Here is a 21,567-nt window from a genome sequence, read left to right on the forward strand (position 1 = left end):
CTCAGGCCACTTCGACCGTGACGTCGGTGGGGTTGGTGAGCGCGTCGAAGACCGCGGAACGCTTCTGCGACTGGGCGACGAGCGCCTCGATGTCCGCCTTCGACGCGTCGGCGTCGATGGTGAAGGTCACCTTGATGTCGTTGAAGCCGTTGCGGACGTCGCTGTCGGCGCCGAGGATGCCGCGGATGTCGTGCTTGCCCTCGACGACGGCGTCGACGGAGCGCAGCTGGATGCCGCGGTTCTGCGCGACGGACGCCACACCGGCGGTGAGGCAGCCGGCGAGGCCGACGAGCAGGTATTCGATCGGGGTGATGCCGTTGTCCTCGGCGGCGAAGACGGCCGGGTGGTCGGCGTCGAACACCGACTCGGTCTTGTGGCTCTGCTCCTGGCCGAGGCCGTAGAACTGCTGGACGCGGGTGGTGCTGTGCACGCCGTGGTCCCACTTGGACGTGGCGCGCCAGGTGAACTGCGCGGCCTCGGGTGCGCTCTGCAGTGCGGTGCGCGCATCGAGCAGCGCCTGCACGTTGACGCCGTTCTCAACCGTGGTCATGAAGGTGACGCCCCTCTCAAACAGCAAACAGCCATAATCCCCATCGGGATGGTTGACAGTACATCGGCTTCCTGGCGACGGCTATGATCGCCACCATGACTTCAGCCTCGACCCGTGCGGCCGGCTCGGTCGGCGTCGTCGAGACACAGTATGCCGACCTGCCGTCGCCGGTCCCGCTCGACTGCGGCCGTGAGCTGCCCGTCCGTGTCGCATATGAGACGTACGGCCGGATGTCCGACACGCGGGACAACGTGATCCTCGTCTGCCACGCGCTCAGCGGCGACGCGCACGCCGCCGGGCGGTCGGCGAAGCCGCGCGAGAGCACCCGCGACGGCTTCGGCGCCGAGGACCGCGACGGCTCCGCCGGCAAGGGTCTCGGATGGTGGGACGGGATGATCGGGCCGGGCAAGGCGTTCGACACGGACCGTTACTTCATCGTGTCGACGAACCTGCTCGGCGGCTGCGGCGGCACCACCGGCCCGTCGTCGCTCGACCCTGGGACGGGCCGGCCGTATGGCGCCGACTTCCCCGTGATCACCGTCGCTGACATGGTCCGGACCGAGCGGGCGCTGCTCGACGTGCTCGGCATCGAGCGTCTGGCCGCCGTCGCCGGTGGCTCGCTCGGCGGGATGCAGGCGCTGCAGTGGGCGGTGTCGTATCCTGACCAGGTCGACGCGATCGTGGTGATCGCCAGCACGCACGCGCTGCACCCGCAGGGCCTGTCGTGGAATGCGATCGCCCGTGACTCGATCCTGCGCGACCCCGACTGGCAGGACGGCCGCTACTACGGCACCGGCCGGAAACCCGACGCCGGGATGGGTGTGGCCCGGATGGTCGGGCACGTCACCTACCTGTCGGCGGCGTCGATGGGCGACAAGTTCGGCCGGCGGCTGCAGTCCGCAGGCGACATCCGCTACACGATCACCGGCGCCGAGTTCCAGGTGGAGAGCTACCTGCGGCACCAGGCCGAGACGTTCGTGCGCCGGTTCGACGCCAACACGTATCTCTACATCTCCCGCGCCCTGACCTACTTCGACCTGGCCCGGCAGCACGGCGACGGGTCGCTGCAGCGGGCGCTCGAGGGCGTCCAGGCAGAAGTCCTGCTGATCGCCTTCACCTCCGACTGGCTGTACCCGCCGGTGGCGTCGCAGGAGATCCACGACGCGCTGCACCACAGCGGCAAGCCCGCCGAGCTGCACGTGATCGACGCGCCGTACGGGCATGACTGCTTCCTGCTGGAAGAGGCCCGCCAGACGCCGATCATCCAGGCGTTCCTGCACAGCGCCGGGAACAAGGACGAGAAAGAGGCACCGTGACCGACCAGCCCCTGCGGGCCGAGGAGGCCCGCGAGTTCGGCTTCGAGACCCGGCAGCTGCATGCCGGGCAGCGACCCGACCCCAACACGGGCGCGCGGGCCGTGCCGATCTTCCAGACGACCAGTTACGTCTTCGAGGACCCCGAGTCCGCCGCGGCGTACTTCAACCTGCAGGAGTACGGCAACACGTACAGCCGCATCATGAACCCGACCGTCGCGGTGTTCGAGGAGCGGATCGGCAACCTCGAGGGCGGCAGCGGCGCGGTCGCGTTCGCCAGCGGGATCGCGGCACAGGCGGCGGCGCTGTTCACCCTCCTGCAGCCGGGTGACCACGTGGTGTCGTCGTCCGCGTTGTACGGCGGCACCGTGAACCAGTTCAAGCACCTGCTGCGCAAGATGAGCGTCGAGGTGACCTGGGTCGACCCGGACGACACCGACGCGTGGCGCGCGGCGGTGCGCGACAACACGAAGGCGTTCTTCGGCGAGACGATCGGCAACCCGTCCGGCAATGTCCTGGACATCGAGACGCTGGCCCGGATCGCGCACGAGCACGACCTGCCGCTGATCGTCGACAACACGTTCGCCACGCCCTACCTGTGCCGCCCGATCGAGTGGGGCGCCGACATCGTCATCCACTCGGCGACGAAGTTCATCGGCGGGCACGGCACCAGCATCGGTGGCGTCGTCGTGGAGGCCGGCACGTTCAACTGGTCCAATGGACGCTTCCCGGTGATCGCGGACCCGTCGCCCGCGTATCACGGGCTGCAGTTCCACGAGACGTTCGGCACGTACGGATACCTGATGAAGCTCCGCGCGGAGACGCTGCGCGACCTCGGCGCGGCGCTGTCGCCGTTCAACGCGTTCCTGTTCCTGCAGGGCCTGGAGACGCTGTCGCTGCGGATGGACCGGCACGTCGCCAACGCCCGCAAGGTCGCCGCGTTCCTGGAGTCGCACGAGCTCGCGTCGAACGTCACCTATCCGGGGCTGCCGGGCAGCCGCTACCGTCCGCTGGTGGACAAGTATCTGCCGCTCGGCGCGGGCGCGGTGTTCTCCTTCGAGTGCGCCGGCGGCCGCGACGGCGGGCAGGACCTGATCCGCGGCGTGCAGCTGTGGTCGCACCTGGCCAACGTCGGCGACGCGAAGAGCCTCATCATCCACCCGGCCAGCACCACGCACCGCCAGCTCAGCGACGCCGAGCTGACAGCGGCGGGGGTCGCGCCCGGCACGGTGCGGCTGTCGGTCGGCACCGAGTCGGTCGACGACCTGATCTGGGACCTCGAGCAGGGCTTCGCCAACGTCAAGGCAGGCGGCTGATGGAACAGTACCAAGATCCCCTGACGATCCAGCGCGTGCTGCACGGTGCGAAGACGATCGCCGTCGTCGGGCTGTCCGGCAACGAGCTGCGGGCCAGCCACTTCGTCGGCTACTACCTCAAGCGGCACGGCTACACCGTCATCCCGGTGAACCCACGCGAGCCGCGGATCCTCGGCGAGACCAGCTACCCGAGCCTGACCGACGTGCCGGTGCCAGTGGACATCGTCAACGTGTTCCGGGCGCCGGACGCGCTGCCCGGCATCGCCCGCGACGCCGTCGCGATCGGGGCAGGGACGCTGTGGACCCAGTTCGGCGTGATCAACGCCGAGGGCGCGCAGATCGCCGTGGACGGCGGACTGACCGTGATCATGGACAGGTGCCTGAAGGTCGAGCACGCCCGGTACGTGGGCCGCATGCACTGGCTCGGCTTCAACACCCAACGGATCACGGCCGTCCGCGGCGGCCTGCAATAGCGGTCGTTACGAGATCCAGCCGACGTCCGCGTACTGGCGGTCGCCGCGCAGGCCGAAGGCGCCGAAGTTGGCCAGCCCCGGCCGGACCGCGGAGATCTGCGGCGTCTGGAACAGCGGCACCGAGTGCCCCGCCTTCCACAGCAGCACGTCGGCCTGGTTGAGCAGCTCGACGGCCTTGGCCCGGTCCGTCTCGGCGCCGGCCCGGTCGAGCAGCTTGTCGATCTCCGGCGCGCCGACCTTGCCGTAGTTCTGCTCACCGTCGCTGCGGTACACCGGGAACAGCAGCGACGGGTAGATGTTGTCGACCTGCCGGAAGTACGTCAGGTCGAACGCGCCGATGTTCACGTACTTGGCGAAGAAGTCGTTGCTGGGCACCTTGCGCAGCTCGACCTCGACGCCGACCTGGGCGAGCATGTTCTGGATCAGCTGCGGCAGGTCGGTGCTGCCGCGGGAGTTGACGACGAAGACGAGCTTGAGCGCCGCGCCGGCCTTCGTCCGGGTCCTGCCGTCCGCCGCCGAGGCCCACCCGGCCTGGTCCAGCTGCTGCTTCGCCCTCGCGACGTTGAAGCCGCCGGTCTCGCCGCTGTTGTCGCGGTACCCGTCCTGGCTCGGCATGAAGAAGTGGCTGCCGATCGTGTTGACCTTGAACGGTAGCCCCGCCGACTGGGCCGCCGCCAGGGCGGTGCGGTCGATCGCGTTGGCGACGGCCTGACGGACCCGCTCGTCGGCGAGGGGGCCGTTGCGGCCGACCGTCAGCTGCGTCTCGTCCCAGCGTCCGCCGGTACGGATGACGGTGTTCGCGGCGCCGGAGACGCGGCGGTACGCGTCCGGGTCCCGGCCGGGCGCCTGGTCGATCTCGTTGTTGAGGTACGCCTCGGTGATCGCCGTGGCGTCCAGCGCGCGGAACACGATGGAGTCCAGCAGCGGTTTCGTTCCCCAGTACGCCTCGTTCGGGACCACGGTGATCGTCTGCGCGGTCTTGTCGGCGGTGCCGAGCTTCCAAGGGCCGCCCCACACCGGGATCTTCTCGATCCAGCCGGTGTTGAACTCCTCCGGCGTGTCCAGCGCGGCGCCGGGCAGCAGTGGGTCGAACAGCGCCTGCCAGTCCGCGTATGGCGCCATGAACGTCACCTTCACCGTCCGGTCGTCGGCGCCGCGCTCGACGGCGGTGATCGTGTCGTACCCGGTGGTGTCGGCGACCTGGAAGCGCTCGTCGGTGCCGTTGCGGGTGCGTCACGACGGCGGGCAGGTCGCCTCCGCGGCGGCCAGGATCTGGTCGGCGACGGGCTGCGGCTGCGAGATGAGCGTCAGGTGCGAGCCGCCCGGCACGTCGAGGACCTTGGCGTGGGCGCGGCTCGCCATCGCCCGCTGCGACTCCGGCGTGATGATCCTGTCGGCGGTGCCGATGACGTACCACGACGGGATCGTCCTCCACGCCGCCGCCTTCGAGGGGGTGGTGAACGCGCTCTTCGCCGCGGGCCGCTGACCCGCCCACAGGCCGCCGGCGACGGGCCCCGGAAGGTCGGGCCCGAACGACTTGAGGAACACGGCCTTCTTCAGGTACAGCTCGGGATCGACGCCGTTGGGCACCTGGTCGTAGAGCGTCGCCGGGTCCGCGCCGAGCGCGGAGGTCCGGCCGCTGAGCTGCCCGGTGTTCTCGCCGACGGCGGGTGCGGCGGCGTCGACGTAGACGAGTTGCTTGACGTCGGGGTCGTTCGCGGCGGCGTTGGTGATGACCGACCCGCCGTAGGAGTGCCCGACCAGCACGATCGGGCCGTCGAGGGTTTTGAGGAACGCGGCCAGGTCCGCGGCGTCGCCGGTGAGGCCGCGCAGCGGGTTGGCGTAGGCGCGCACCACGTACCCTTGCTGCTGGAGCCGTTCGAGCACCCCGGTCCAACTGGATGTGCCGGCCCAGGCGCCGTGGACGAGCACGACGACGGGTTTGGCGGCGCATGCCTTCACGGGAGCCGGCGCGGCCAGCGGTCCGGCGGAGAGGCCGAGGCTCAGCAGGGCCATCAGCGTCGCGAGCGAAGCGAGGGTCTTCATCACGTACCTCCTGCGAGCGGGGAGCCATGACGGAGCCGGTGCACGGTGGCGGCGACGCCGAGGTCGTCGACCGCCAGGTTGGTCGCTTGTGGACACGCGCGGTCGGCGAGGACGGTCAGGACCCGGCCGGGCGGCACCTGGACGGTGGCCGTCGTCCCCGTCTCGGGCATGAGCCGCAGGACGTCGAGCCAGCGGACCGGGAGCATGACGGACCCGGCGAGGTCGTCGAGGACCGCGCCGGTGTCGGCGGCGATCCGACGGCCGGTGGTGCCGGCGAAGTACGCGCGCCGCTGCTCGCCGTGCGGCGTTCGCGCGAGGTCATCGGCGACGGCGCGTGCCGTGCCGGCCTGCAGCGGCCCGTGCGACGCGACCGCGACGTCCAGGGCGGTGACGTCGCGGGCCCCCGCCGCCGCGGCGCGCTCGCGCAACGCGTGCAGCGCCGCCCGCGTGCCGCTGACGACGATCTGGTCGGCGCCGTTGACGTTCGCGATCCACAGTGGACCCGCCGCGGCGGACGCGTCGTCGACGATCCGTTGCACGGCGGCCCGGCCGAGTCCCAGCACTGCCGCCATCCCCCACGTGCCGCCGGCGCAGGCGCGTTCCATGCCGTCGCCGCGGACCCGGAGGGCCCGCATCGCGCTGCCGAGATCCAGGACACCGGCGAGGACCGCGGCGCCGAACGCCCCGGCGGAGTGCCCGGCGACCGCCTCGACCGGCAGACGATGGTCGTCGACGAGCGCCCGCGCGGTGGCGACCCCGGCGACCAGGAGTGCGAGCTGGGCGTTCGTGGTCGACCGCAGCGCGCCGGCCGTGTCGGGGACGGCCATGACGGCTGCCGCCTCGTCGCGGGTACGAGCCGCGGCAGGCGTGTCCGGCAGGCGCCGCAGCATGCCCGGCTGCGCAGCGCCCTGCCCCGGGAACAGCAGCGCGATGCTCATGGCGCGCGCACCAGGCGGGGACCGTCGCCGGTGCGCAACGCCACCGTGGCAGGACCGGCGGCGAGCTCGGCGAGAGCGACACCCCCGGCGGGCGTCTCGATCAGGCAGTCGACGCCGGCCGGCAGCCGGTCCCGCAGTTCGGCGGCCCACACCGCGGTCGGGATGGTGTCACGGCGGATGATGACGTCGAGGTCGCTGGCGTCCGTCGTGGTGGGGTGGCCGGTGGCGAGCTCGAACCCGGCGCTGCCGGTAGGCCCCCAGCCGGGCCCGGCACTCCCGCTGGCGTTCAGGTCGTGGCCGGTACCACCGGTGGCGTTCAGGTCGAGGCCGTTGCCGCCGGTCGGATTCAGGTCTAGGCCGTTGCCGCCGGTGGGAGACCAGGCGGGGCCGGACCCGTCGAGGACCGGGCCGATCGCGCGGAGTGCGGCGAGGGCGGGTGTGCGGTCCCGTCCCGGGTCGTCGGGCGGCCGCAGCTGCTCCGGCCGGACGACGCAGCGCACGTCCCCCGCACGGACCCACGCGGCGTGCCGCTGATGCCGTTCCGGTCCGCGGACACCGACGGCCAGGTGCCCGTTCGGCGCGGCGCCGCGGCGTACGACCACCCATGGCACGGCTTCGAGCGCTTCGGCGACCCACGGCGGTGCGGCGGCAGGGACCACGGCGGCGGGGTCGGTGAGCCGCAGCAGGTCGTGCGTCCGGGCGGTCATCGCTGCTCCTGCCACTGTGCGGCGAGGGTGTCGCGGACCGCCCTGGACGCGGCGCGGACCCGCTCCGCCTGCGCGGAGCCGAGCCGGTTGGACAGGTCGGACGGGCCGGACCTGGCCCGGCCGGCGGCGTCGCGGACCGCCGCGGCGACGGCGTCGACGTCCTCGACGGTGGGGTTGTCGGCGTCGGTGACGCTCAGCAGGCCGTCGCAGAAGCCGAGGGTCGCCCAGTCGCGGACGTCGTACGACAGCGGCGGGATCGTGCGGGCGAGGACGTCGAGCTGGTCGACGGTCCGCCGGGTGATCTTCGCTGCGGCCTCCCGGTGCATGGCGTGGATCTCGACGCCGGGTGCGTCGAGGGCGAGGATCTGCGCCGCCTGCAGGCCGTGCGCGAGGAACCCGCCGGACAGCGCCCGCCCGACGACGAGGGTCACCAGGGGATGCCCGGCGACCCGGGCGGCGTCGGCGGCGTCCACGGCGGCCGCGATCGCCTGGTACAGCCCGGCCATCTCCTCGATCCGCCCGTACGCCTGGCTGGGCAGGTCCACGACCGCGACGATCGCCCGCCGCACGTCGCGTCCGGCGTCCTGCTCGATGACGGCCCGCAGCGTCCGTGCCAAGGCCGCGCACTCGGTGACGCCGACCTGCCCCTGCCTGGCCCGGTAGTACGGATTGCCGGGGTCGGGGACCACGGCGAGCCAGGTGGCGTCCCCGGTGTCGGCGCGCAGCACCGACGGGATCACGGCCTGTGGTGCCGTCCCGGCGAGCGCGGTGATCCAGGTCGTGCCCCGCTTGCCGGGCCGCATCGACGTGCGGGTGCCGCCGTGCCGCGGCGGGCCGGCGCCACCCGCGCCGGCGTCCCCGGGGCGCGGGGGGTCGTGCGCTCCGGAGCCGGGCGGCACGTCATACGTGTCGCCCCACAGCTCCGGCAGCCGCGCCGGGTCGGGTGGGGCGGCCGGGTCGATCGTGACGAGGCGGGCGTCCAGGACGTCCAGGCGTTCGCTGCGATGCGCGCCGGGCCTGGCGACCCCGGCGGCCACCGCCTCGCGGACCGCGTCGCGCAGGGCGTCCGCGTCGTCGACGACGAGCGCGTCGGCGAGGCCGGTCCGGCGGCGCTGCTCCCCGCCGTCGACGGCCCAGATCAGGTCGTGGTCGCCGGCGTCGAACTCCTCGACCCCGGCCTCCTGCTCGATGACGGCGGGCCCGTTGAGCCCGATCCGGGCCTCCGGGGTGACGATGACGCGGGTGCACAGGCCGGTGGCGATGCTGAGCCCGCCGAACGAGCCGACCGGCCCGGCGACGACGCCGACGACCGGTGCGAGGGGGCGCAGCTCGAGCAGGGCGGCGCAGATCTCGGCGACCGCGTTGAGGCCGAGGTTCGCCTCCTGCAGGCGGACCCCGCCGGTCTCCAGCATCAGCACCGCGGCCACGGGGGTGCCGGCGCGGCCGTCGGCGGCGGCGAGGCGCAGCGCCTGGGCGATCTTCGCGCCGGAGACCTCGCCGACGCCGCCGCCCTGGAACGCCTGCTCGATCGAGACGACGACGGTCGGCGCGCCGCCGACGGTTCCGCGAGCGACGACCACCCCGTCGTCGGACTGCGGTGTCACGTCCTGCGGTGCCAGCCACGGCGACTCGATGCGGCGGAACGGGCCGCACAGCACGCGGAGGCTGCCGTCGTCGGCGAGCGCTTCCGCACGGGCGAGGGCGTCGAGCTCCAGGAAGCCGCGCCGGTGCAGCACCCGCCGCCAGTCGACGCCCCGCTCGCCGGTCGCGCCGAGCGCCTGCGCGGTCGTCTCGCTCATGATGCCTCCCCGCCCGCTTGTGCCGCCGCCTGGTGCAGGCGCAGCGTGACGAGCGCCGGTGTCGCGCCCGCGTCGTTGAGCTCCCAGGAGCCCTGCACCGGCATACGCGCGAAGAACCGCTGCAGCGCGCACCGCCACACCTCGTCGAACCCGTCCACGCTCGTGCGGACCCGGACGGTCGCGGTGCCCCCGGCGGCGGGTTCGAACAGGACCTCGAGATCGCCGGAGCCGACGACCCCGACGTGGACGCGGCGCTCGGCTCGTAGCGTCGCCGGAAACGTGAAATGCAGGGTCCGCATGTCAGCGACGCCCTTCCGCTCGGTGGTGCCGCGCCGCGTCCATGAACAGCGCGGCCGCCAGCACATCGCCGCTGCCGCCGGGGGACAGTCCTGCCAGCCGGCAGTGCCGGTCGAGCCGGTCGAGTGCGGTCGCGCCGGCGCCGGTCCCGGTCCCGCCGGCGGACAGCACCGCCGCGGCGCCGTCACGCACCGCCCGGAGCCCCGCCGGCCCGCCCCGGTGCAGCAGGCACGTGTCCTCGAGCCGGCTCATGGAGGCGAGGAGCGCGTCCCGGCGGGCGGTCGCCTCGTCGAGGCCCGCCGACCGGGCCGCCCACAGCGCCGGCAACGCCACCCGGACCGCGTGCGGAAAGCCCCGGCGGGCCTCGCCGACCGCCCCGGCCGCCCCGAACCGCCGCCTGGCCTCGTCCCCGTGCGACGGCGGCCGCCCACCGGCCGCGGCGCCGGGCGCGCCGTCCGGCGGCGGCCGGCTCGCGGCCGGGTCGTCGATCGCGGCGAGCGTCGCCGCGAACGTGGAGGCCCCGGCGATCGTGCCGGTGGCGGCGAGCCCCGCGGCGAGGAGGCCGAGCGCCCAGAGCGCGCCGCGGTGGGTGTTGACGCCGCCGGTCGTGTCGAGCATCCGCCGCTCGCCGTCCCGGCCGATCACGCCGAGTTCGGCGCGCAGGTCCGGGCCGAGCGGCAGCGCCACGGCCGCGGCGGCGCACGCGGTGACCGGCCCGGCGAGCGCCTCGGCGGACGCGAGGAGCATCGGCAGGGTCATGTCGCGGTGCGCGCCGCCGCCGCGCCGGTCGACGAGACCGGGCTTCGGGGTCAGCAGCGCCTCCTCACGCAGGGCGCGGCACGCGAGCCGGCCCAGTGGGTCCGGCCCGGCGGCGACGACACCGCGAGCCTCGACGGCCATGGTGGGGTTCACCAGTTCCGGAAGCGGGCCGGCGGCTCGTACAGGCCGCCGGACCACGCGACGAGGTCGCCGATGCTGCGGGCGGCGAGCAGCTCCCGGGTCGCCAGCGACGGGTCGACCTTCAGGTCCTGGACGAGCGCGACGAGCCCGTCGCGGCGCAGGCGCTCCACCTCGCCCGGTTCGGCGCCGCGGCCGAGCGGGGTCACGCCGGCGACCGCGGCCAGGGCCTGTTTGCGGTCCTCCAGCGACGCCGCCTTGTACAGGTAGGCGACGCCCTCCTCGGTGACGACGTGACTGACGTCGTCGCCGTAGATCATCACCGGCGGGACCGGCATGCCAGCGTCCCGGCCGACCTGGACGGCGTCGAGGGACTCCACGAACGTCGGCGTGCCGCTTCCCTGGAACGTCTCCGCGATCTGCACGACGAGCTTGCGGCCGCGCAGGTCGGCGCCGTCGCCGTGGCGCAGGTCCAGCCAGGCGGGCGTCGCGTGCCGGCGGCCGTGCGGGTCGTGCCCCATGTTCGGCGCGCCGCCGAACCCGGACAGCCGTCCTTCGGTGACCGTCGAGGAGTTCGCGCGCGCGTCCATCTGCAGCGTCGAGCCGATGAACATGTCGATCGCGTACTGCCCGGCGAGCTGGCACAGCACCCGGTTGGAGCGCAGCGACCCGTCGGCGCCGGTGAAGAACACGTCCGGCCGCGCCGCCACGTAGCGGTTCATGCCGGACTCGCCGCCGAAGGAGTGCACCGACTCCACCCATCCGGACTCGATCGCCGGGATGAGCGTCGGGTGCGGGTTCAGCGCCCAGTTCCGGCAGATGCTGCCTTTGAGGCCGAGGCTCTCACCGTACGTGGGGAGGATCAGCTCGATCGCGGCGGTGCTGAACCCGACGCCGTGGTTGAGCGACACCACCTGATGCCGCTCGTAGACGCCACGCAGGGCGATCATCGCCTGCAGGATCTGCACCGGCCCGATCGCCCTCGGGTCGCGGGTGAACAGCGGCTCGAGGAAGAACGGCCGGTCCGCCCGCACGACCAGGTCGACCCAGTCGCCGGGGATGTCGACCCGTGGCAGCGCTCCCGCCGCGACGATCTCGTCGGCCTGGACGACGACCACGCCGTCGTGGAAGGCGGTCGCCTCCGCGATCGTCGGCGTGTCCTCGGTGTTCGCTCCCGTGTAGAGGTTGCCGTGCTCGTCGGCCGCGGACGCGCACAGCAGCGCGACGTCCGGCTTCAGGTCGACGAGCATGCGCGCGTACAGCTCGACGTAGGTGTGGATCGCGCCGACCGTGACCGTGCCGTCCGCGACCAGCTGCGCCATCCGGACGCTCTGCGGCCCGGCGTACGCCAGATCCAGTCTCGACGCGAGACCCCGCTCGAACAGGTCGAGGTGCTCGGCGCGGGAGACCGACCCGATCAGCATGTGCAGGTCGTGCAGCCGCCCCGGGTCGCAGTCCGCGAGGGTGCGGGACAGGAAGTCCGCCTGCTTCTGGTTGTCGCCTTCCAGGGCCACCGTGTCGCCCGGGTGGATGACGGCCTCCAGGACCCGGCGCAGCGCTTCCGGGTGGATCAGTTTGCCGCCGGTGTGCGCCGCGGCGGCGGCGAGGCGGGCCCGCTTCCCGGTGCGCCGCCGGTCCCAGATCCTGTCCATCGGCTTTCACCGCCTGTCAGAGGGAGCTCCCACCGTACTGCGCGGATCCCGTTGCGCCGCACCATCTTCAGCGGGTGGACACCACCACGGTGGAGGCGGCCGTGTCGTGCCAGCCGCGCTTCCACGGCCCCGCGTCGAACACCGGCGACAGGTAGCACAGGAACCCGCCGATCCCGCACGACAGGCAGCCGGCGACGGCCGGGATGAACGCCCGCCCGAACGCGGCACCCCACCCGGCCGCGTCGCCGTCCTCGCGCACCACGCGCAGCTTCATGGCGCGCTTGCCGAAGGTTTCGCCGTACGCGCCGATCATGAAGAACTCGTAGCCGCACAGGACAGCGACCGCCGGCAACGCCAGGATCACCGCCGCCGGGCTGCCCCCGCCGACCAGTTGCAGCGCGAGGACGAGCACGAGCACCGCCCCGGCGAGCACCCCCGTGTCGATGAGCCGCGCCACGAACCGGTCCCCGATGGTCGCCGGCTCACCCGCCGAGCTGGTCGTGCCCTCCACGACGTGGATTCTCGCAGGCGATGGTGTGCCTCCGGTGGAGCCTGGCCGCCTTGCCGTGGTCTCAGCGGACGCCGACGCGGGCCGACCAGTCCTGGAACCTGGTGGGTGCGATGACGGCGCCCGGCCGGGGGAGCAGCGCGTCGCCCGGCACGGCGGCGAACAGGCCCGCGTCCGGGTCGACGACGACGGTCCGGTCGTCGTGGTGCGCGGCGAGCGCGATCCGCCCCAGCTCGTCGAGCGTGAACACGTCGGGTCCGGCCACCTCGACGGTGCCGCGCAGCGGGGCGGCCATGCTGACGTCTGCGACGGCCCTGGCCACGTCGGCGGCGGCGATCGGCCGGATCGGGGTCGTCGGCAGCCGCACGGTGCGGTCGTCGCTGGTCCACGACAGCACCGTGTCGACGAACTCGAAGAACTGCGTGGCGCGGACGATCGAGTACGGCACCGGGCCCGCTTTGAGGATGTCCTCCTGCAGCGCCCTCGCCCGGTAGTAGGGGATGTTCGGCATCCGGTCGACGCCCACGATGGACAGGATGACCGCGTGGCCGACGTCCGCGGCGACGGCGCCCATCAGCAGGTTGTCCGTGGTGGTGCGGAAGAACGCGGGCGACGCTTCGTCGAACGTCGGCGAGCTGATCAGGTTGACCACGACGTCGGCGCCGCGCAGGCCTTCGGTGACGCCGCTGCCGGTGAGCAGGTCGAGACCGGTCGCCTTGGAGTGCGGCACGGCGCGGTGGCCGCGCGTGGTGAGGATGTCGACGACCTGCGAGCCGATGAGCCCGGTCCCGCCGATGACGGCGATATGCATGATGTTCCTGCCTTCCCGAGTCAGGCGCGACGGTCCGCGCGGTGGGCGAGTTCCTCGTCGTCGACGAGGGTGAGCATCGGCTGCCCCGGCGCGCAGAACATGGTGACGAGGAAGCGCACCGGGACGTCGTGACGGTGGTTGCCGTCCTGGTAGTGGATGACGTCGCCGCCCGGCTCCCAGAACGCGTCGCCGGCCCTGAGGACGCGCGGCGGCTCGCCTTCGAGCTCGAACACCATCTCGCCCTCGAGGACGTATCCGAACGCGGGTCCGGCGTGCCGGTGCGGGGGAGCGCCGGGATCCCCGGGCGGGTACTCCACGACGACCGTCATGGCGTGCGCGCCGGCGGGAGCGGCGGGCGCGTGGGCCTCCTGGACCACGGTGACCGCCGACCGCCACGCGTCGGATCTGGTCTGCTGTCGAGTGCTCATGCCGCGCGTCTACCCGGCCGCGCCGCGCCCACACCCGTCTTTCGGCCAGGGTCAAAAGGGTGAGGTCGTCGCTTCCGTGGCGCAGTAGCGTCGGGCGTGGCTCCTTCGGAAGGATCAGTGATGTCCTCAACCGCAGCCCTTTTCGCCGTCATCGTCCTCGTCTTGATCGTCATCGCCGTCGTGGCGACCGCGGTCGGGCGGCACCGCCGCACCGCGGCGCTCCAGCAACGGTTCGGACCCGAATATGACCGTGCCGTCGGCGAGCAGCCGAACCGCCGGGCGGCCGAGCGCGACCTGCAGCAGCGGGAGCGGCGCCACGCCGACCTGCAGCTCAAGGAGCTCGATCCGCAGCAGCGTCAGCGGTATTCCGAGCAGTGGGAGCGCATGCAGGCGCACTTCGTGGAGGAGCCGGAGGCCGCGACCCGAGAGGCCGACGAGCTCGTGACCAAGGTGATGCACGAGCGCGGGTATCCGACCGGGGATTTCGACGAGCAGGTGCAGGACCTCAGCGTCGACCACGCCGAGACCCTCGGCCACTACCGCGACGCGCACGAGATCAACAAGGTGAACGAGCGCGGGCAGGCGTCGACGGAGCAGCTCCGTCAGGCGCTGATGCACTACCGCTCGCTGTTCGCCGATCTGCTCGGCGACTCGTCGGGCGGCGGCCGGCCGATCCCCCGGCACGGCTGAGACAGGGGCACTCAAGGATCAACAGGAAGGCGATCGTGATGCGTGACGACAGCCCGATCGACCCGGCCGCAGTCCAGCGGCGACGGCAGCAGGCGCGCGAGGCGTCCCAGACGCCGCAGACCGCCCCCGGCAACGAGGCCCGTGACTACCAGAGCGACACCACCGGCGGCGGCGAGCGTCGCGGCACCACCAGTGAGTCCACTGGCGACACCCGCGGCGCTGCAAGCGACACCGCCGACACCCGTGGATACACGGGCGACGACAGGACCGGCGGCGAGGCTCGTGGCTACCAGGGCGACACCACCCGCGGGGATGCCCGCGGGGACAGGGGCGGCACCACTGGTGAGGACGTCCGTGGATACACGGGCGACATCACTGGTGAGGACGCCCGCGGGTCCACGAGCGGGGACGCGAGAGACATCGCGGCCCAGAGGGACGAGAGCATCCAGCAGCCGCGCGGGCAGGGGCAGGAGGTGTCAGGCATCCGGGATCTGAGCATCTGGGACAGCGGGAAGGCCGATGAGTTCCGGCACCGCTGGCACGACGTGCAGACGCACTTCGTGGAGGACCCACGCGGCAGCGTCACCGAGGCCCGGCAGCTGGTCGACGACGCGATGCGGTCGCTGTCCGACAGCGTCCACGACCGCGAGGAGCAGCTCGAGCGCACCGGCGCCAGGTCGTCGGACAGCACCGAGGGCATGCGCGACACCGTGTTGCAGTATCACCACCTGCTCGACCGGCTCCTGGCCGTGTGAGCTCAGGCGGCGAAATCGGTGGAACCGGCGAGTTCGTCGGCGGCCGTCCGCAGCGTCGCGTCGAGCCCGTGCCCCACCATCCGCGCGAACGTGGGGTCGCCGGCCGCCGCGGCGCGCCGCATGGTGTCGACGTTGGCGAGGACCCGGCGGCGGACGACCGCGACGAAGTCGCCGGCGGGGCCGGGGTGGCCGTAGGCGTCCAGGAACAGGCGCAGGCGCCGCGGCCGGTCGGCGAACGCCGTGAATCCCTCCGCCGTCACGACGTGCCTGGCGTGTAGCGGCACCCAGGCGAACGCCGCCGACGCCAGGTCGTCCTCGGCGGTGGCGGGCGCGGCGAAGTCCCAGTCGAAGAACCCGGTGAGCCGCCCACCGGCCCAGGCCGCGTTGTAGGGTGCGGCGTCGTTGTGCCCGATGATGAGGCCCGGCCGCCAGGTGGAGCCGTCGCGCCAGACGGCGTCCGCCGGCGGGACGAACGACGCGGCGGCGCGGTGGAAGTCGCGCAACCATCCGGCGACCTGCCGCAGCGCGTCGTCGCTGTGCACCCACGCCGGCCACGGCCGCGCCGCGCCGACGACCTCGCCCGGCAGGAACGACAGCACCTCCCGGCCCTGGTGGTCGATGCCGAGCGCGCGCGGCGCCCGGTCGAAGCCGGCGTCCTGGAGATGCCGCAGCAGCAGGTGTACCGCCGGCGTCCACACCCCAGCGGCGCGCCGGACGGTGTCGCCGACCCGCACCGCACCACCGTCGAACCCACCGGCCAGCCGCTGCTCGCCGGTCGCCGGGTCGAGGTGCCGCTCTTCGATCAGCGGGGTGGGGCGGTGCTCGTCGGTTGTCGGGGCTGGGTGTCGTTCGTCGGTCACCGGGCGTCGCGCAGCAGGGCGGCGACGTCGGACGCCAGGTGGATCGTGGCGTCGATCTCGGCACGGCGGATGGAGACGCTCTCGACGTTGAAGCCGAACGGCATGCCGAGGTGCTCGCAGAAGTCGGCGAGGTCCCTGGCGATCCTCATCGCCTGGCGGTAGGACTCGGCGAGCGGGTCGCCTGCGAAGCGGATCGAGTTCTCCAGCCAGCGTGGCACGTCGACGCCGAGCCACCGGACGAACTCCAGCGTTTTCAGCGAGCCGCACAGGGACAGCGTGAAGACGACCGTGCGCGGCGGGATGCCACGCTCCCGGCACTCGTAGAAATAGTCGGAGATCAGGTTCTTGGTCTCGTCGACGTGGTACACCACCTGCGAGACGAAGAACGTGCAACCGCGTTCCTGCTTGGCCAGCATGCGCAGGTGCTCGTCGCCGCCGCGGGCGTGGCGCTCGCCGATGACGACGGCGCCGAGCGGCAGGTCGGGGCGGACCTCCTGCCGGACCGCGTGGGCGCGACGCATGTCGGTGCGCACCGACTTGTCGCCCGAGGACGCGCCGACGAAGACGCCGAGGACCCGGCGCGGGTCGGCGCTTCGCAGCCAGTCGGCGAGGTCGTCCTCGTGATACTTGCCGACGCACCGGTAGATGACCGCCGGCCGGTCCCACGCCCCGAGATGCTCCGCGTGATAGCGGGCCGGGTCGATCGTCGGCAGGTAGGGAAACGGCCGCGCGTCAGGGTTACGGTCGGACTCGTCGTCGATGTCGTACAGGATGAGGCCGTCGAGGTCGAGCCCGGCGAGCCGGTCCAGGGTGACCGCGGCGATCTCCTTGACCCGCTCCTCGGTCTCGCTGCGCCGCGGCGGCGTCAGGCTGAACAGCAGCACGCCGGGCCGCGCCTCGGCGAGCAGCTCCTGCAGACTGGGGCGCGGCACGGTTCCAGGCATGCCACCACCTTACGAGCCTTGCTCCGCGCGGACGATGCCGGATCATGGTGGCATGGCGAGGCACGGGCGGTCCGACACGTGGGCCGACGTGGGTGCCATGTGGTCACTGATCGTGCTGGTGGGCGCACTGGTGGTGGGCGTCGGCGTGCTGTTCGTCGTCAGGCTCGTGCCGCACGAGATCGAGGGGATGCGAGCGTCCCGCGGGATCGCAGGGCGGATCGACAACGTGCGCTGCGGGAGCTACGGCGATGTCTGCCGCGGTGATTTCACCGGTGACGACGGCACGTTCATCGCCGGCGTCGAGCTCGAAGGGACCAACAGGAACCGGCGGGGCTACGGCCGGGGGCGGGTGAGCTCCGGGCAGGCGACCAAGGTCTGGCCCGACCATCCGTTCAACGGCTTCTGGCTCGCGGCGATGCCGCTGCTCTTCGTCGCGGCCGGGGCGGCCGCCGCGGTGCGGGGCGCCGGCCCCCGGCACGCGCGTCGCGGCGGGGCCGGCGGTTGAGCTGCAGCGGGGACGCCACGACGTGGGCCTCGTGCGGGCCGCAGGTCCCCGGGTGGAGGTCGACGGTGCCGTTCTCGTCGGCACAGACGGCCGGAAGGCCGGTCCAGGACGGGGGCCGGATGTCCGGCCCCCGTCAGGAAACTAGGCGTAGGTCTCGAACTCGGCGACCTTCGGGGTGCCGGTGGCGCTGGTGATCTCGAAGGTCACCTTCTTCATCGAGGTGCGGGTGAAGGTGATGACGCCCGCGCCGGTGCCGGAGGCGAGGACCGAGCCGGTGTCGCCGTTGAGGAGGCGCCAGTTGCGGATGACGCCGGTGGAGCCGGACGCCTCACGGATGTTGACGCGGGAGATCGCGGTGGCGGCGCTCCACTTGATGGAGATGGAGCCGGTGGTGCCGTCCGGTGACCAGAAGGTGCTCATGTTGCCGTCGCGGACGTCGCCGTAGCTGGTGCCGCCGCCCTTGCTGGAGCCGTCGGAGCCGGCGCCGATGCTGAGGTTGGTGCCGCCCTGCGTCGGGCCGGGAGACGACGGCGTCGGCGAGGCGGACGACGGACGCGGCGAGGTCGGACCGGCGGAGGTGGGGCCGCCGGTCGGGCTGGTGGGGGTGCAGCTGCCGTTGGAGACCTGCAGGCCCTTGTTGGCGCCGGCGGTGCGGCTCACCACGTCGGGGACGCAGCTGGCCGGGTCGAGGGCGAAGCTGTACGGGATGCTGACGCTGGTGTTCGACGTCGGGTTCGGGCCCGCGGGGTTGTTGTCGGTGCCCTTGGCCGACCAGGTCACGTTGTCGAAGATGTTGCCGCTGACCTGCCAGTAGCCGGCCTCGCTGGTGTAGAACGTGCCGAGCACGTCCTTGGAGTTCTTGAAGTAGTTGTTGTCGACCCGCGCGCGGGCGCCCGCCCGGGAGTTGATGCCGGACTCGTTGAGGGTCACGTAGGAGTTGTTGTAGATGTGCGCGATGCCGCCGCGCAGCAGCGGCGTGCGGGAGTCCAGGTTCGAGTAGCCGTTGTGGTGGAAGGTGATGAAGCTGTTGCCGCGGTCGGTCTCGCTGGAGCCGATCAGCCCGCCACGCCCGGAGTTCTTCAGCGTGCTGTAGGACAGCGTCACGTACTGCACGTCGTCCTTCAGGTCGAACAGGCCGTCGTAGCCCGCGGACTCGCCGCCCGACGCCTCGAGTGACACGTGGTCGACCCAGACGTTGCGCACGGTGCTCTCCATGCCGATGGCGTCGCCGCCGTTCGACGTGGGTGAGCCGGACTTCTTCACGTTCTTGACCGTCACGTTCTGGATGATGATGTTGCTCGAGTCGCGGATGTGGATGCCGAGCTGGTCGAAGACCGCGCCGCCGCCGACCCCGATGATCGTGACGTTGCTGATCTCCTTGAGCTCGATCTTGTCGGCGGCGGTGTTGCAGCTGCTGCCGGAGACCTTGGTCGTGTTGCCGTGGTTGATCGTGCCCTCGACCTGGATGATGATCGGGGTGCTGCTGCTGGCCCGGTTGCACAGGGCGGTGTGGATGGCGGTGCCGGTGGTGGCCCGGACCGTCTGCCCGCCCGCACCGCCGGTGGTCCCGCCGTTCTGGGTCGCGTAGCCGGTGACGCCACCGGTGGCCGCGGCGGCCTCAGGTGCCGAGAGGGCCACGCCGATCGCGGTGCCGGCGAGTGCGGTGGCGGCCGCGGCCACACCGGCCCGCAGCGCGAGCCGCGGTCGGCGGTGGGTTCCTTGGGGAGTCATGCGAAACCTCCGTTAAAAAGTGCGAGGGCGGGGCGGCGCCGCTCAGCATCGACGGAACCCGATACTAGGAAAGCGCTTTCCTCCACGACAAGGGTTCTGATGTGCAGGTTTGTTGCAGGAATTCGGAATCGTGAAAATTACAGGATTCGCTCCAGCAGGTCCGCCACCCGCGGATCGTCCGTCGCGGCCGGCTGATGCACCACGTGGTAGGTGATCGGCGGCAGGTCCGCGACGGGCCTGGCGACCACCCCCACCGGCGGCGGCACGCAGCCGTTGACCACCGCCAGCCCCACGCCGAGCGCGACGAACTGCGCGATCAGCGGCCACCCCTCCGCCTCCACGGCGACCGTCCAGTCGGTCCCGGCGGCCCGCAACGCCTGCTCCAGCAGCACCCGATGCGGCCGGTGCTGCGGCGGTACGACCAGCGCCGCGCCCTCCAGATCGCGCAGCGCGACCGTGCCCCGACGGGCCAGCCGGTGCCCTTCGGGCACGAACAGCATCTGCGGGAAGGTCGCCAGCTCGGCGACCGTCAGGTCCTCCGGCACGACGTCCAGGACGCTCACCCCGACGTGCGCCAGGCCGGTGCGCACGGCGGCGAGCATCTGCCGGTGGTCGCAGTTGATCAGGCGGAGCCGGGTCGGCCCGTCGGCGAGGACGGCCCGGATCGTGTCGCCCAGCAGGTACAGGTAGGCGCCCTGACCGGCGGCGAGCACGACCGGCCGCCGCGGCGTGTCGCCGGCGAACTCGGCGAGGAACTGCGCGAGCCGCTCGTCGTGCACGCGGGCGAACCGCGCCACCGCCTCACCGTCCGGCGTGAGCGCGAGCCGCCGGCCGGCGCGGTGATACAGCGGCCGCCCCAGCGCACGCGCCAGCTTGCCGATCTTCACGTGCAGGGCGGGTTGCGAGATCCGCAGCTGCGCCGCGGCGCGCGTGAAGTTGAGATGGTCGGCGAACACCACGAACGCGGCGAGGGCGTCCGGCGAGACGGTCATAGGCAGAAACTATAGGAGCGGCGGCAAGAATAGTTCTGTTCTATCGTCGGCGCGACCAGGCTGGACGTATGAACGCAGCACGCATCCGACTCGGGGTCGACATCGGCCGGGTCATCATCGGCGGCACCGCCCCCGGTGGCGGCGACACCCAGTTCTTCAGCGGCGACACCGCCAAGATGCTCGCCACGCCGGCCGTGCCCGGCGCGTTCGAGGCACTGGCCCGGCTCGCGCCGCGGTTCGAGCAGGTGTGGCTGGTCTCCAAGTGCGGCGAGCGGGTCCAGCGGCACACCCGCCAGTGGCTCGATCACCACGACTGCGTCGCGCGCACCGGCATCCCGCGCGAGCACCTCCGCTTCTGCCTGCAGCGGGCGGACAAGGCCGGGCACTGCGCCGAACTCGGCATCACCCACTTCGTCGACGACAAGCTCGACGTACACCAGGCGCTGCGGGGAATCGTGGCGCACCGGTTCCTGTTCGGTCCGCAGCCGGCACCGGCGCCGGCGTGGGTCCAGCACGTCGGGACCTGGCCGGCCGCCGAGGCCGCGATCCTGCGCAGCCTCGGCGTCGCGTTGGTGTAGCGATGGCGTAGCCGTCAGGTCCGGGCGGTGCGGCGGTACGCGAGGACGGCCGCGACGAGCGCCGCCAGACCGAGGAGGAGGCCGGCGACGCCGACGGTGATCGCGGTGCCGTCGGTCTGGCCGTCGTTCGCCGTGTCGGCGGCATCCTGAGCGGCGCCCGTGACGGCCGCCGGCGCCGTCGCGTCCTTCTTCGCCAGTTTCAGGACCGGCGCTGGGTGCTCGGCCTCCGCACCGGCGGCGGGCTCGTCGATCCAGCGCACGACCTCGCCGTCGGAGTACGTCTGCAGCGCCTTGAACACGATCTGGTCCGCGACCGGCAGCGGCCCGAGCGACACGTCGAACTCCTGGAACTGATGCGGCTTGATCTCCGCGCCGGCCGTCGCCGTCCACGTGATCTTCGAGACGGCGTCGGTGATCTCGCCGTCGTCGGTCTTGACCGGGGTCGCGAGCTTGGAGCTCTCCGCGACGGCGGTCCACCCCTGGACGGGTTTGAGCGACACCGACGCGATCGGCTTGTCGGTCGGGATCGCGATCTCCAGCTTCGTGGTGCTCACGGCGTCCTTCTCGTTGGGGACCCGGAATGTCACCTTCGTGTAGCCGCCCTGCGTGGCGGTGCCCGGGTTGACGGTCACGTGCGCGGACGCGGCGGCGGGAAGGGCGAGCGCGCCGGCGGCGGCGGCGACCAGGGCGGCAAGCGCGCGGGCCGGGCGGATGAGACGCATGATTCGGCAGTCCTCGGAGTCGGCGGAGTGGGGCATCGGGTAGTCGTCGCACCGG

Annotated in this window: 24 protein-coding genes; 7 read left to right on the forward strand and 17 right to left on the reverse strand. The window is 72.5% G+C overall.

The annotated features are described in order from the left end of the window. Position 1: 1 nt before the first annotated feature. A complete protein-coding gene (locus tag ABZS58_RS26865) occupies positions 2-550 on the reverse strand; it encodes an OsmC family protein (RefSeq protein WP_354785966.1) in 549 nt (182 codons plus the stop codon). 95 nt (positions 551-645) lie between these two features. Between ABZS58_RS26865 and ABZS58_RS26870 the strand changes: the two genes are divergently transcribed. From ABZS58_RS26870 to ABZS58_RS26880, 3 genes are read left to right on the forward strand one after another with little or no spacing between them, the layout of a single operon-like run. Beyond that, a complete protein-coding gene (locus tag ABZS58_RS26870; RefSeq protein WP_354785967.1) occupies positions 646-1,866 on the forward strand; it encodes a homoserine O-acetyltransferase in 1,221 nt (406 codons plus the stop codon). After that, a complete protein-coding gene (locus ABZS58_RS26875; protein WP_354785968.1) occupies positions 1,863-3,179 on the forward strand; it encodes an O-acetylhomoserine aminocarboxypropyltransferase/cysteine synthase family protein in 1,317 nt (438 codons plus the stop codon). The genes ABZS58_RS26870 and ABZS58_RS26875 overlap by 4 nt, the downstream gene beginning before the upstream one ends. Further along, a complete protein-coding gene (locus tag ABZS58_RS26880) occupies positions 3,179-3,652 on the forward strand; it encodes a CoA-binding protein (protein WP_354785969.1) in 474 nt (157 codons plus the stop codon). The genes ABZS58_RS26875 and ABZS58_RS26880 overlap by 1 nt, the downstream gene beginning before the upstream one ends. A 6-nt stretch (positions 3,653-3,658) precedes the next feature. On the opposite strand, the gene ABZS58_RS26885 is transcribed toward ABZS58_RS26880, so the two are convergent. The 11 genes from ABZS58_RS26885 to ABZS58_RS26935 form a co-directional block, all read right to left on the reverse strand. Next, positions 3,659-4,825 carry an ABC transporter family substrate-binding protein gene (locus ABZS58_RS26885; RefSeq protein ID WP_354786030.1) on the reverse strand — a complete coding sequence of 389 codons (1,167 nt, stop codon included), beginning with the start codon at positions 4,823-4,825 and terminating at the stop codon, positions 3,659-3,661. Positions 4,826-4,885: 60 nt separating this feature from the next. Further along, entirely contained in the window at positions 4,886-5,698 is an 813-nt protein-coding gene (locus ABZS58_RS26890; RefSeq protein WP_354785970.1) for an alpha/beta hydrolase, read from the reverse strand. Beyond that, positions 5,698-6,636 (reverse strand): acyltransferase domain-containing protein, encoded by a 939-nt coding sequence (locus ABZS58_RS26895; RefSeq protein WP_354785971.1) that lies wholly within the window; start codon positions 6,634-6,636, stop codon positions 5,698-5,700. Before ABZS58_RS26895 ends, ABZS58_RS26890 begins: the two co-directional genes overlap by 1 nt. After that, positions 6,633-7,343, reverse strand: a complete 711-nt coding sequence (locus ABZS58_RS26900) for a phosphoribosyl-dephospho-CoA transferase MdcG domain-containing protein (protein WP_354785972.1) — start codon at positions 7,341-7,343, stop codon at positions 6,633-6,635. The genes ABZS58_RS26895 and ABZS58_RS26900 overlap by 4 nt, the downstream gene beginning before the upstream one ends. Further along, the gene (gene mdcD, locus ABZS58_RS26905; protein ID WP_354785973.1) at positions 7,340-9,142 is read right to left on the reverse strand and encodes a biotin-independent malonate decarboxylase subunit beta; all 1,803 of its coding nucleotides are present in this window, start codon (positions 9,140-9,142) and stop codon (positions 7,340-7,342) included. Before mdcD ends, ABZS58_RS26900 begins: the two co-directional genes overlap by 4 nt. Then, entirely contained in the window at positions 9,139-9,441 is a 303-nt protein-coding gene (gene mdcC, locus ABZS58_RS26910) for a malonate decarboxylase acyl carrier protein (protein WP_354785974.1), read from the reverse strand. The genes mdcD and mdcC overlap by 4 nt, the downstream gene beginning before the upstream one ends. A gap of 1 nt (position 9,442) precedes the next feature. After that, positions 9,443-10,339 (reverse strand): triphosphoribosyl-dephospho-CoA synthase, encoded by an 897-nt coding sequence (locus ABZS58_RS26915; protein ID WP_354785975.1) that lies wholly within the window; start codon positions 10,337-10,339, stop codon positions 9,443-9,445. An 8-nt stretch (positions 10,340-10,347) separates the two neighbouring features. Further along, a complete protein-coding gene (gene mdcA / locus ABZS58_RS26920; RefSeq protein ID WP_354785976.1) occupies positions 10,348-11,988 on the reverse strand; it encodes a malonate decarboxylase subunit alpha in 1,641 nt (546 codons plus the stop codon). 67 nt (positions 11,989-12,055) lie between these two features. Beyond that, the gene (locus ABZS58_RS26925) at positions 12,056-12,499 is read right to left on the reverse strand and encodes an RDD family protein (RefSeq protein WP_354785977.1); all 444 of its coding nucleotides are present in this window, start codon (positions 12,497-12,499) and stop codon (positions 12,056-12,058) included. A 61-nt stretch (positions 12,500-12,560) separates the two neighbouring features. Further along, positions 12,561-13,307, reverse strand: coding sequence for an NAD(P)H-binding protein (locus ABZS58_RS26930; protein WP_354785978.1), 747 nt, complete (start codon positions 13,305-13,307; stop codon positions 12,561-12,563). 20 nt (positions 13,308-13,327) lie between these two features. Beyond that, a complete protein-coding gene (locus tag ABZS58_RS26935) occupies positions 13,328-13,735 on the reverse strand; it encodes a cupin domain-containing protein (RefSeq protein ID WP_354785979.1) in 408 nt (135 codons plus the stop codon). A 120-nt stretch (positions 13,736-13,855) separates the two neighbouring features. Here ABZS58_RS26935 and ABZS58_RS26940 point away from each other — a divergent pair, with 120 nt between their 5' ends. Next, positions 13,856-14,425 (forward strand): hypothetical protein, encoded by a 570-nt coding sequence (locus ABZS58_RS26940; RefSeq protein WP_354785980.1) that lies wholly within the window; start codon positions 13,856-13,858, stop codon positions 14,423-14,425. Between the two features lie 35 nt (positions 14,426-14,460). Beyond that, positions 14,461-15,180 (forward strand): hypothetical protein, encoded by a 720-nt coding sequence (locus tag ABZS58_RS26945; protein WP_354785981.1) that lies wholly within the window; start codon positions 14,461-14,463, stop codon positions 15,178-15,180. A gap of 2 nt (positions 15,181-15,182) precedes the next feature. On the opposite strand, the gene ABZS58_RS26950 is transcribed toward ABZS58_RS26945, so the two are convergent. Together ABZS58_RS26950 and ABZS58_RS26955 are read right to left on the reverse strand one after the other, a co-directional pair. After that, a complete protein-coding gene (locus ABZS58_RS26950) occupies positions 15,183-16,040 on the reverse strand; it encodes a phosphotransferase (RefSeq protein WP_354785982.1) in 858 nt (285 codons plus the stop codon). Then, positions 16,037-16,984 (reverse strand): 5,10-methylenetetrahydrofolate reductase, encoded by a 948-nt coding sequence (locus ABZS58_RS26955; RefSeq protein ID WP_354785983.1) that lies wholly within the window; start codon positions 16,982-16,984, stop codon positions 16,037-16,039. Before ABZS58_RS26955 ends, ABZS58_RS26950 begins: the two co-directional genes overlap by 4 nt. A 52-nt stretch (positions 16,985-17,036) precedes the next feature. Here ABZS58_RS26955 and ABZS58_RS26960 point away from each other — a divergent pair, with 52 nt between their 5' ends. Beyond that, entirely contained in the window at positions 17,037-17,489 is a 453-nt protein-coding gene (locus ABZS58_RS26960) for a hypothetical protein (protein WP_354785984.1), read from the forward strand. Positions 17,490-17,630: 141 nt separating this feature from the next. Here ABZS58_RS26960 and ABZS58_RS26965 read toward each other — a convergent pair whose 3' ends face one another. Both ABZS58_RS26965 and ABZS58_RS26970 read right to left on the reverse strand, forming a co-directional pair. Then, positions 17,631-19,220 (reverse strand): pectate lyase, encoded by a 1,590-nt coding sequence (locus tag ABZS58_RS26965; protein ID WP_354785985.1) that lies wholly within the window; start codon positions 19,218-19,220, stop codon positions 17,631-17,633. 137 nt (positions 19,221-19,357) lie between these two features. Then, a complete protein-coding gene (locus ABZS58_RS26970; protein WP_354785986.1) occupies positions 19,358-20,212 on the reverse strand; it encodes a LysR family transcriptional regulator in 855 nt (284 codons plus the stop codon). 68 nt (positions 20,213-20,280) lie between these two features. Between ABZS58_RS26970 and ABZS58_RS26975 the strand changes: the two genes are divergently transcribed. Next, positions 20,281-20,790, forward strand: coding sequence for a hypothetical protein (locus ABZS58_RS26975; protein ID WP_354785987.1), 510 nt, complete (start codon positions 20,281-20,283; stop codon positions 20,788-20,790). 14 nt (positions 20,791-20,804) lie between these two features. Here the strand turns inward: ABZS58_RS26975 and ABZS58_RS26980 are convergent, their stop codons facing one another. After that, the gene (locus ABZS58_RS26980; protein ID WP_354785988.1) at positions 20,805-21,512 is read right to left on the reverse strand and encodes a YcnI family protein; all 708 of its coding nucleotides are present in this window, start codon (positions 21,510-21,512) and stop codon (positions 20,805-20,807) included. Positions 21,513-21,567: the final 55 nt, after the last annotated feature.

The organism is Dactylosporangium sp. NPDC005555, assembly GCF_040605635.1.
Taxonomy (GTDB): Bacteria; Actinomycetota; Actinomycetes; order Mycobacteriales; family Micromonosporaceae; genus Dactylosporangium.

Excerpts from the sequence above, each read along its gene's own strand:
- ABZS58_RS26865 (WP_354785966.1), bottom strand. The coding sequence starts at position 550 with ATGACCACGGTTGAGAACGGCGTCAACGTGCAGGCGCTGCTCGATGCG.
- ABZS58_RS26870 (WP_354785967.1), top strand. The coding sequence starts at position 646 with ATGACTTCAGCCTCGACCCGTGCGGCCGGCTCGGTCGGCGTCGTCGAG.
- ABZS58_RS26880 (WP_354785969.1), top strand. The coding sequence starts at position 3,179 with ATGGAACAGTACCAAGATCCCCTGACGATCCAGCGCGTGCTGCACGGT.
- ABZS58_RS26890 (WP_354785970.1), bottom strand. The coding sequence starts at position 5,698 with ATGAAGACCCTCGCTTCGCTCGCGACGCTGATGGCCCTGCTGAGCCTC.
- ABZS58_RS26895 (WP_354785971.1), bottom strand. The coding sequence starts at position 6,636 with ATGAGCATCGCGCTGCTGTTCCCGGGGCAGGGCGCTGCGCAGCCGGGC.
- ABZS58_RS26900 (WP_354785972.1), bottom strand. The coding sequence starts at position 7,343 with ATGACCGCCCGGACGCACGACCTGCTGCGGCTCACCGACCCCGCCGCC.
- mdcD (WP_354785973.1), bottom strand. The coding sequence starts at position 9,142 with ATGAGCGAGACGACCGCGCAGGCGCTCGGCGCGACCGGCGAGCGGGGC.
- mdcC (WP_354785974.1), bottom strand. The coding sequence starts at position 9,441 with ATGCGGACCCTGCATTTCACGTTTCCGGCGACGCTACGAGCCGAGCGC.
- ABZS58_RS26915 (WP_354785975.1), bottom strand. The coding sequence starts at position 10,339 with ATGGCCGTCGAGGCTCGCGGTGTCGTCGCCGCCGGGCCGGACCCACTG.
- mdcA (WP_354785976.1), bottom strand. The coding sequence starts at position 11,988 with ATGGACAGGATCTGGGACCGGCGGCGCACCGGGAAGCGGGCCCGCCTC.
- ABZS58_RS26930 (WP_354785978.1), bottom strand. The coding sequence starts at position 13,307 with ATGCATATCGCCGTCATCGGCGGGACCGGGCTCATCGGCTCGCAGGTC.
- ABZS58_RS26935 (WP_354785979.1), bottom strand. The coding sequence starts at position 13,735 with ATGAGCACTCGACAGCAGACCAGATCCGACGCGTGGCGGTCGGCGGTC.
- ABZS58_RS26940 (WP_354785980.1), top strand. The coding sequence starts at position 13,856 with ATGTCCTCAACCGCAGCCCTTTTCGCCGTCATCGTCCTCGTCTTGATC.
- ABZS58_RS26955 (WP_354785983.1), bottom strand. The coding sequence starts at position 16,984 with ATGCCTGGAACCGTGCCGCGCCCCAGTCTGCAGGAGCTGCTCGCCGAG.
- ABZS58_RS26960 (WP_354785984.1), top strand. The coding sequence starts at position 17,037 with ATGGCGAGGCACGGGCGGTCCGACACGTGGGCCGACGTGGGTGCCATG.
- ABZS58_RS26965 (WP_354785985.1), bottom strand. The coding sequence starts at position 19,220 with ATGACTCCCCAAGGAACCCACCGCCGACCGCGGCTCGCGCTGCGGGCC.
- ABZS58_RS26970 (WP_354785986.1), bottom strand. The coding sequence starts at position 20,212 with ATGACCGTCTCGCCGGACGCCCTCGCCGCGTTCGTGGTGTTCGCCGAC.
- ABZS58_RS26975 (WP_354785987.1), top strand. The coding sequence starts at position 20,281 with ATGAACGCAGCACGCATCCGACTCGGGGTCGACATCGGCCGGGTCATC.
- ABZS58_RS26980 (WP_354785988.1), bottom strand. The coding sequence starts at position 21,512 with ATGCGTCTCATCCGCCCGGCCCGCGCGCTTGCCGCCCTGGTCGCCGCC.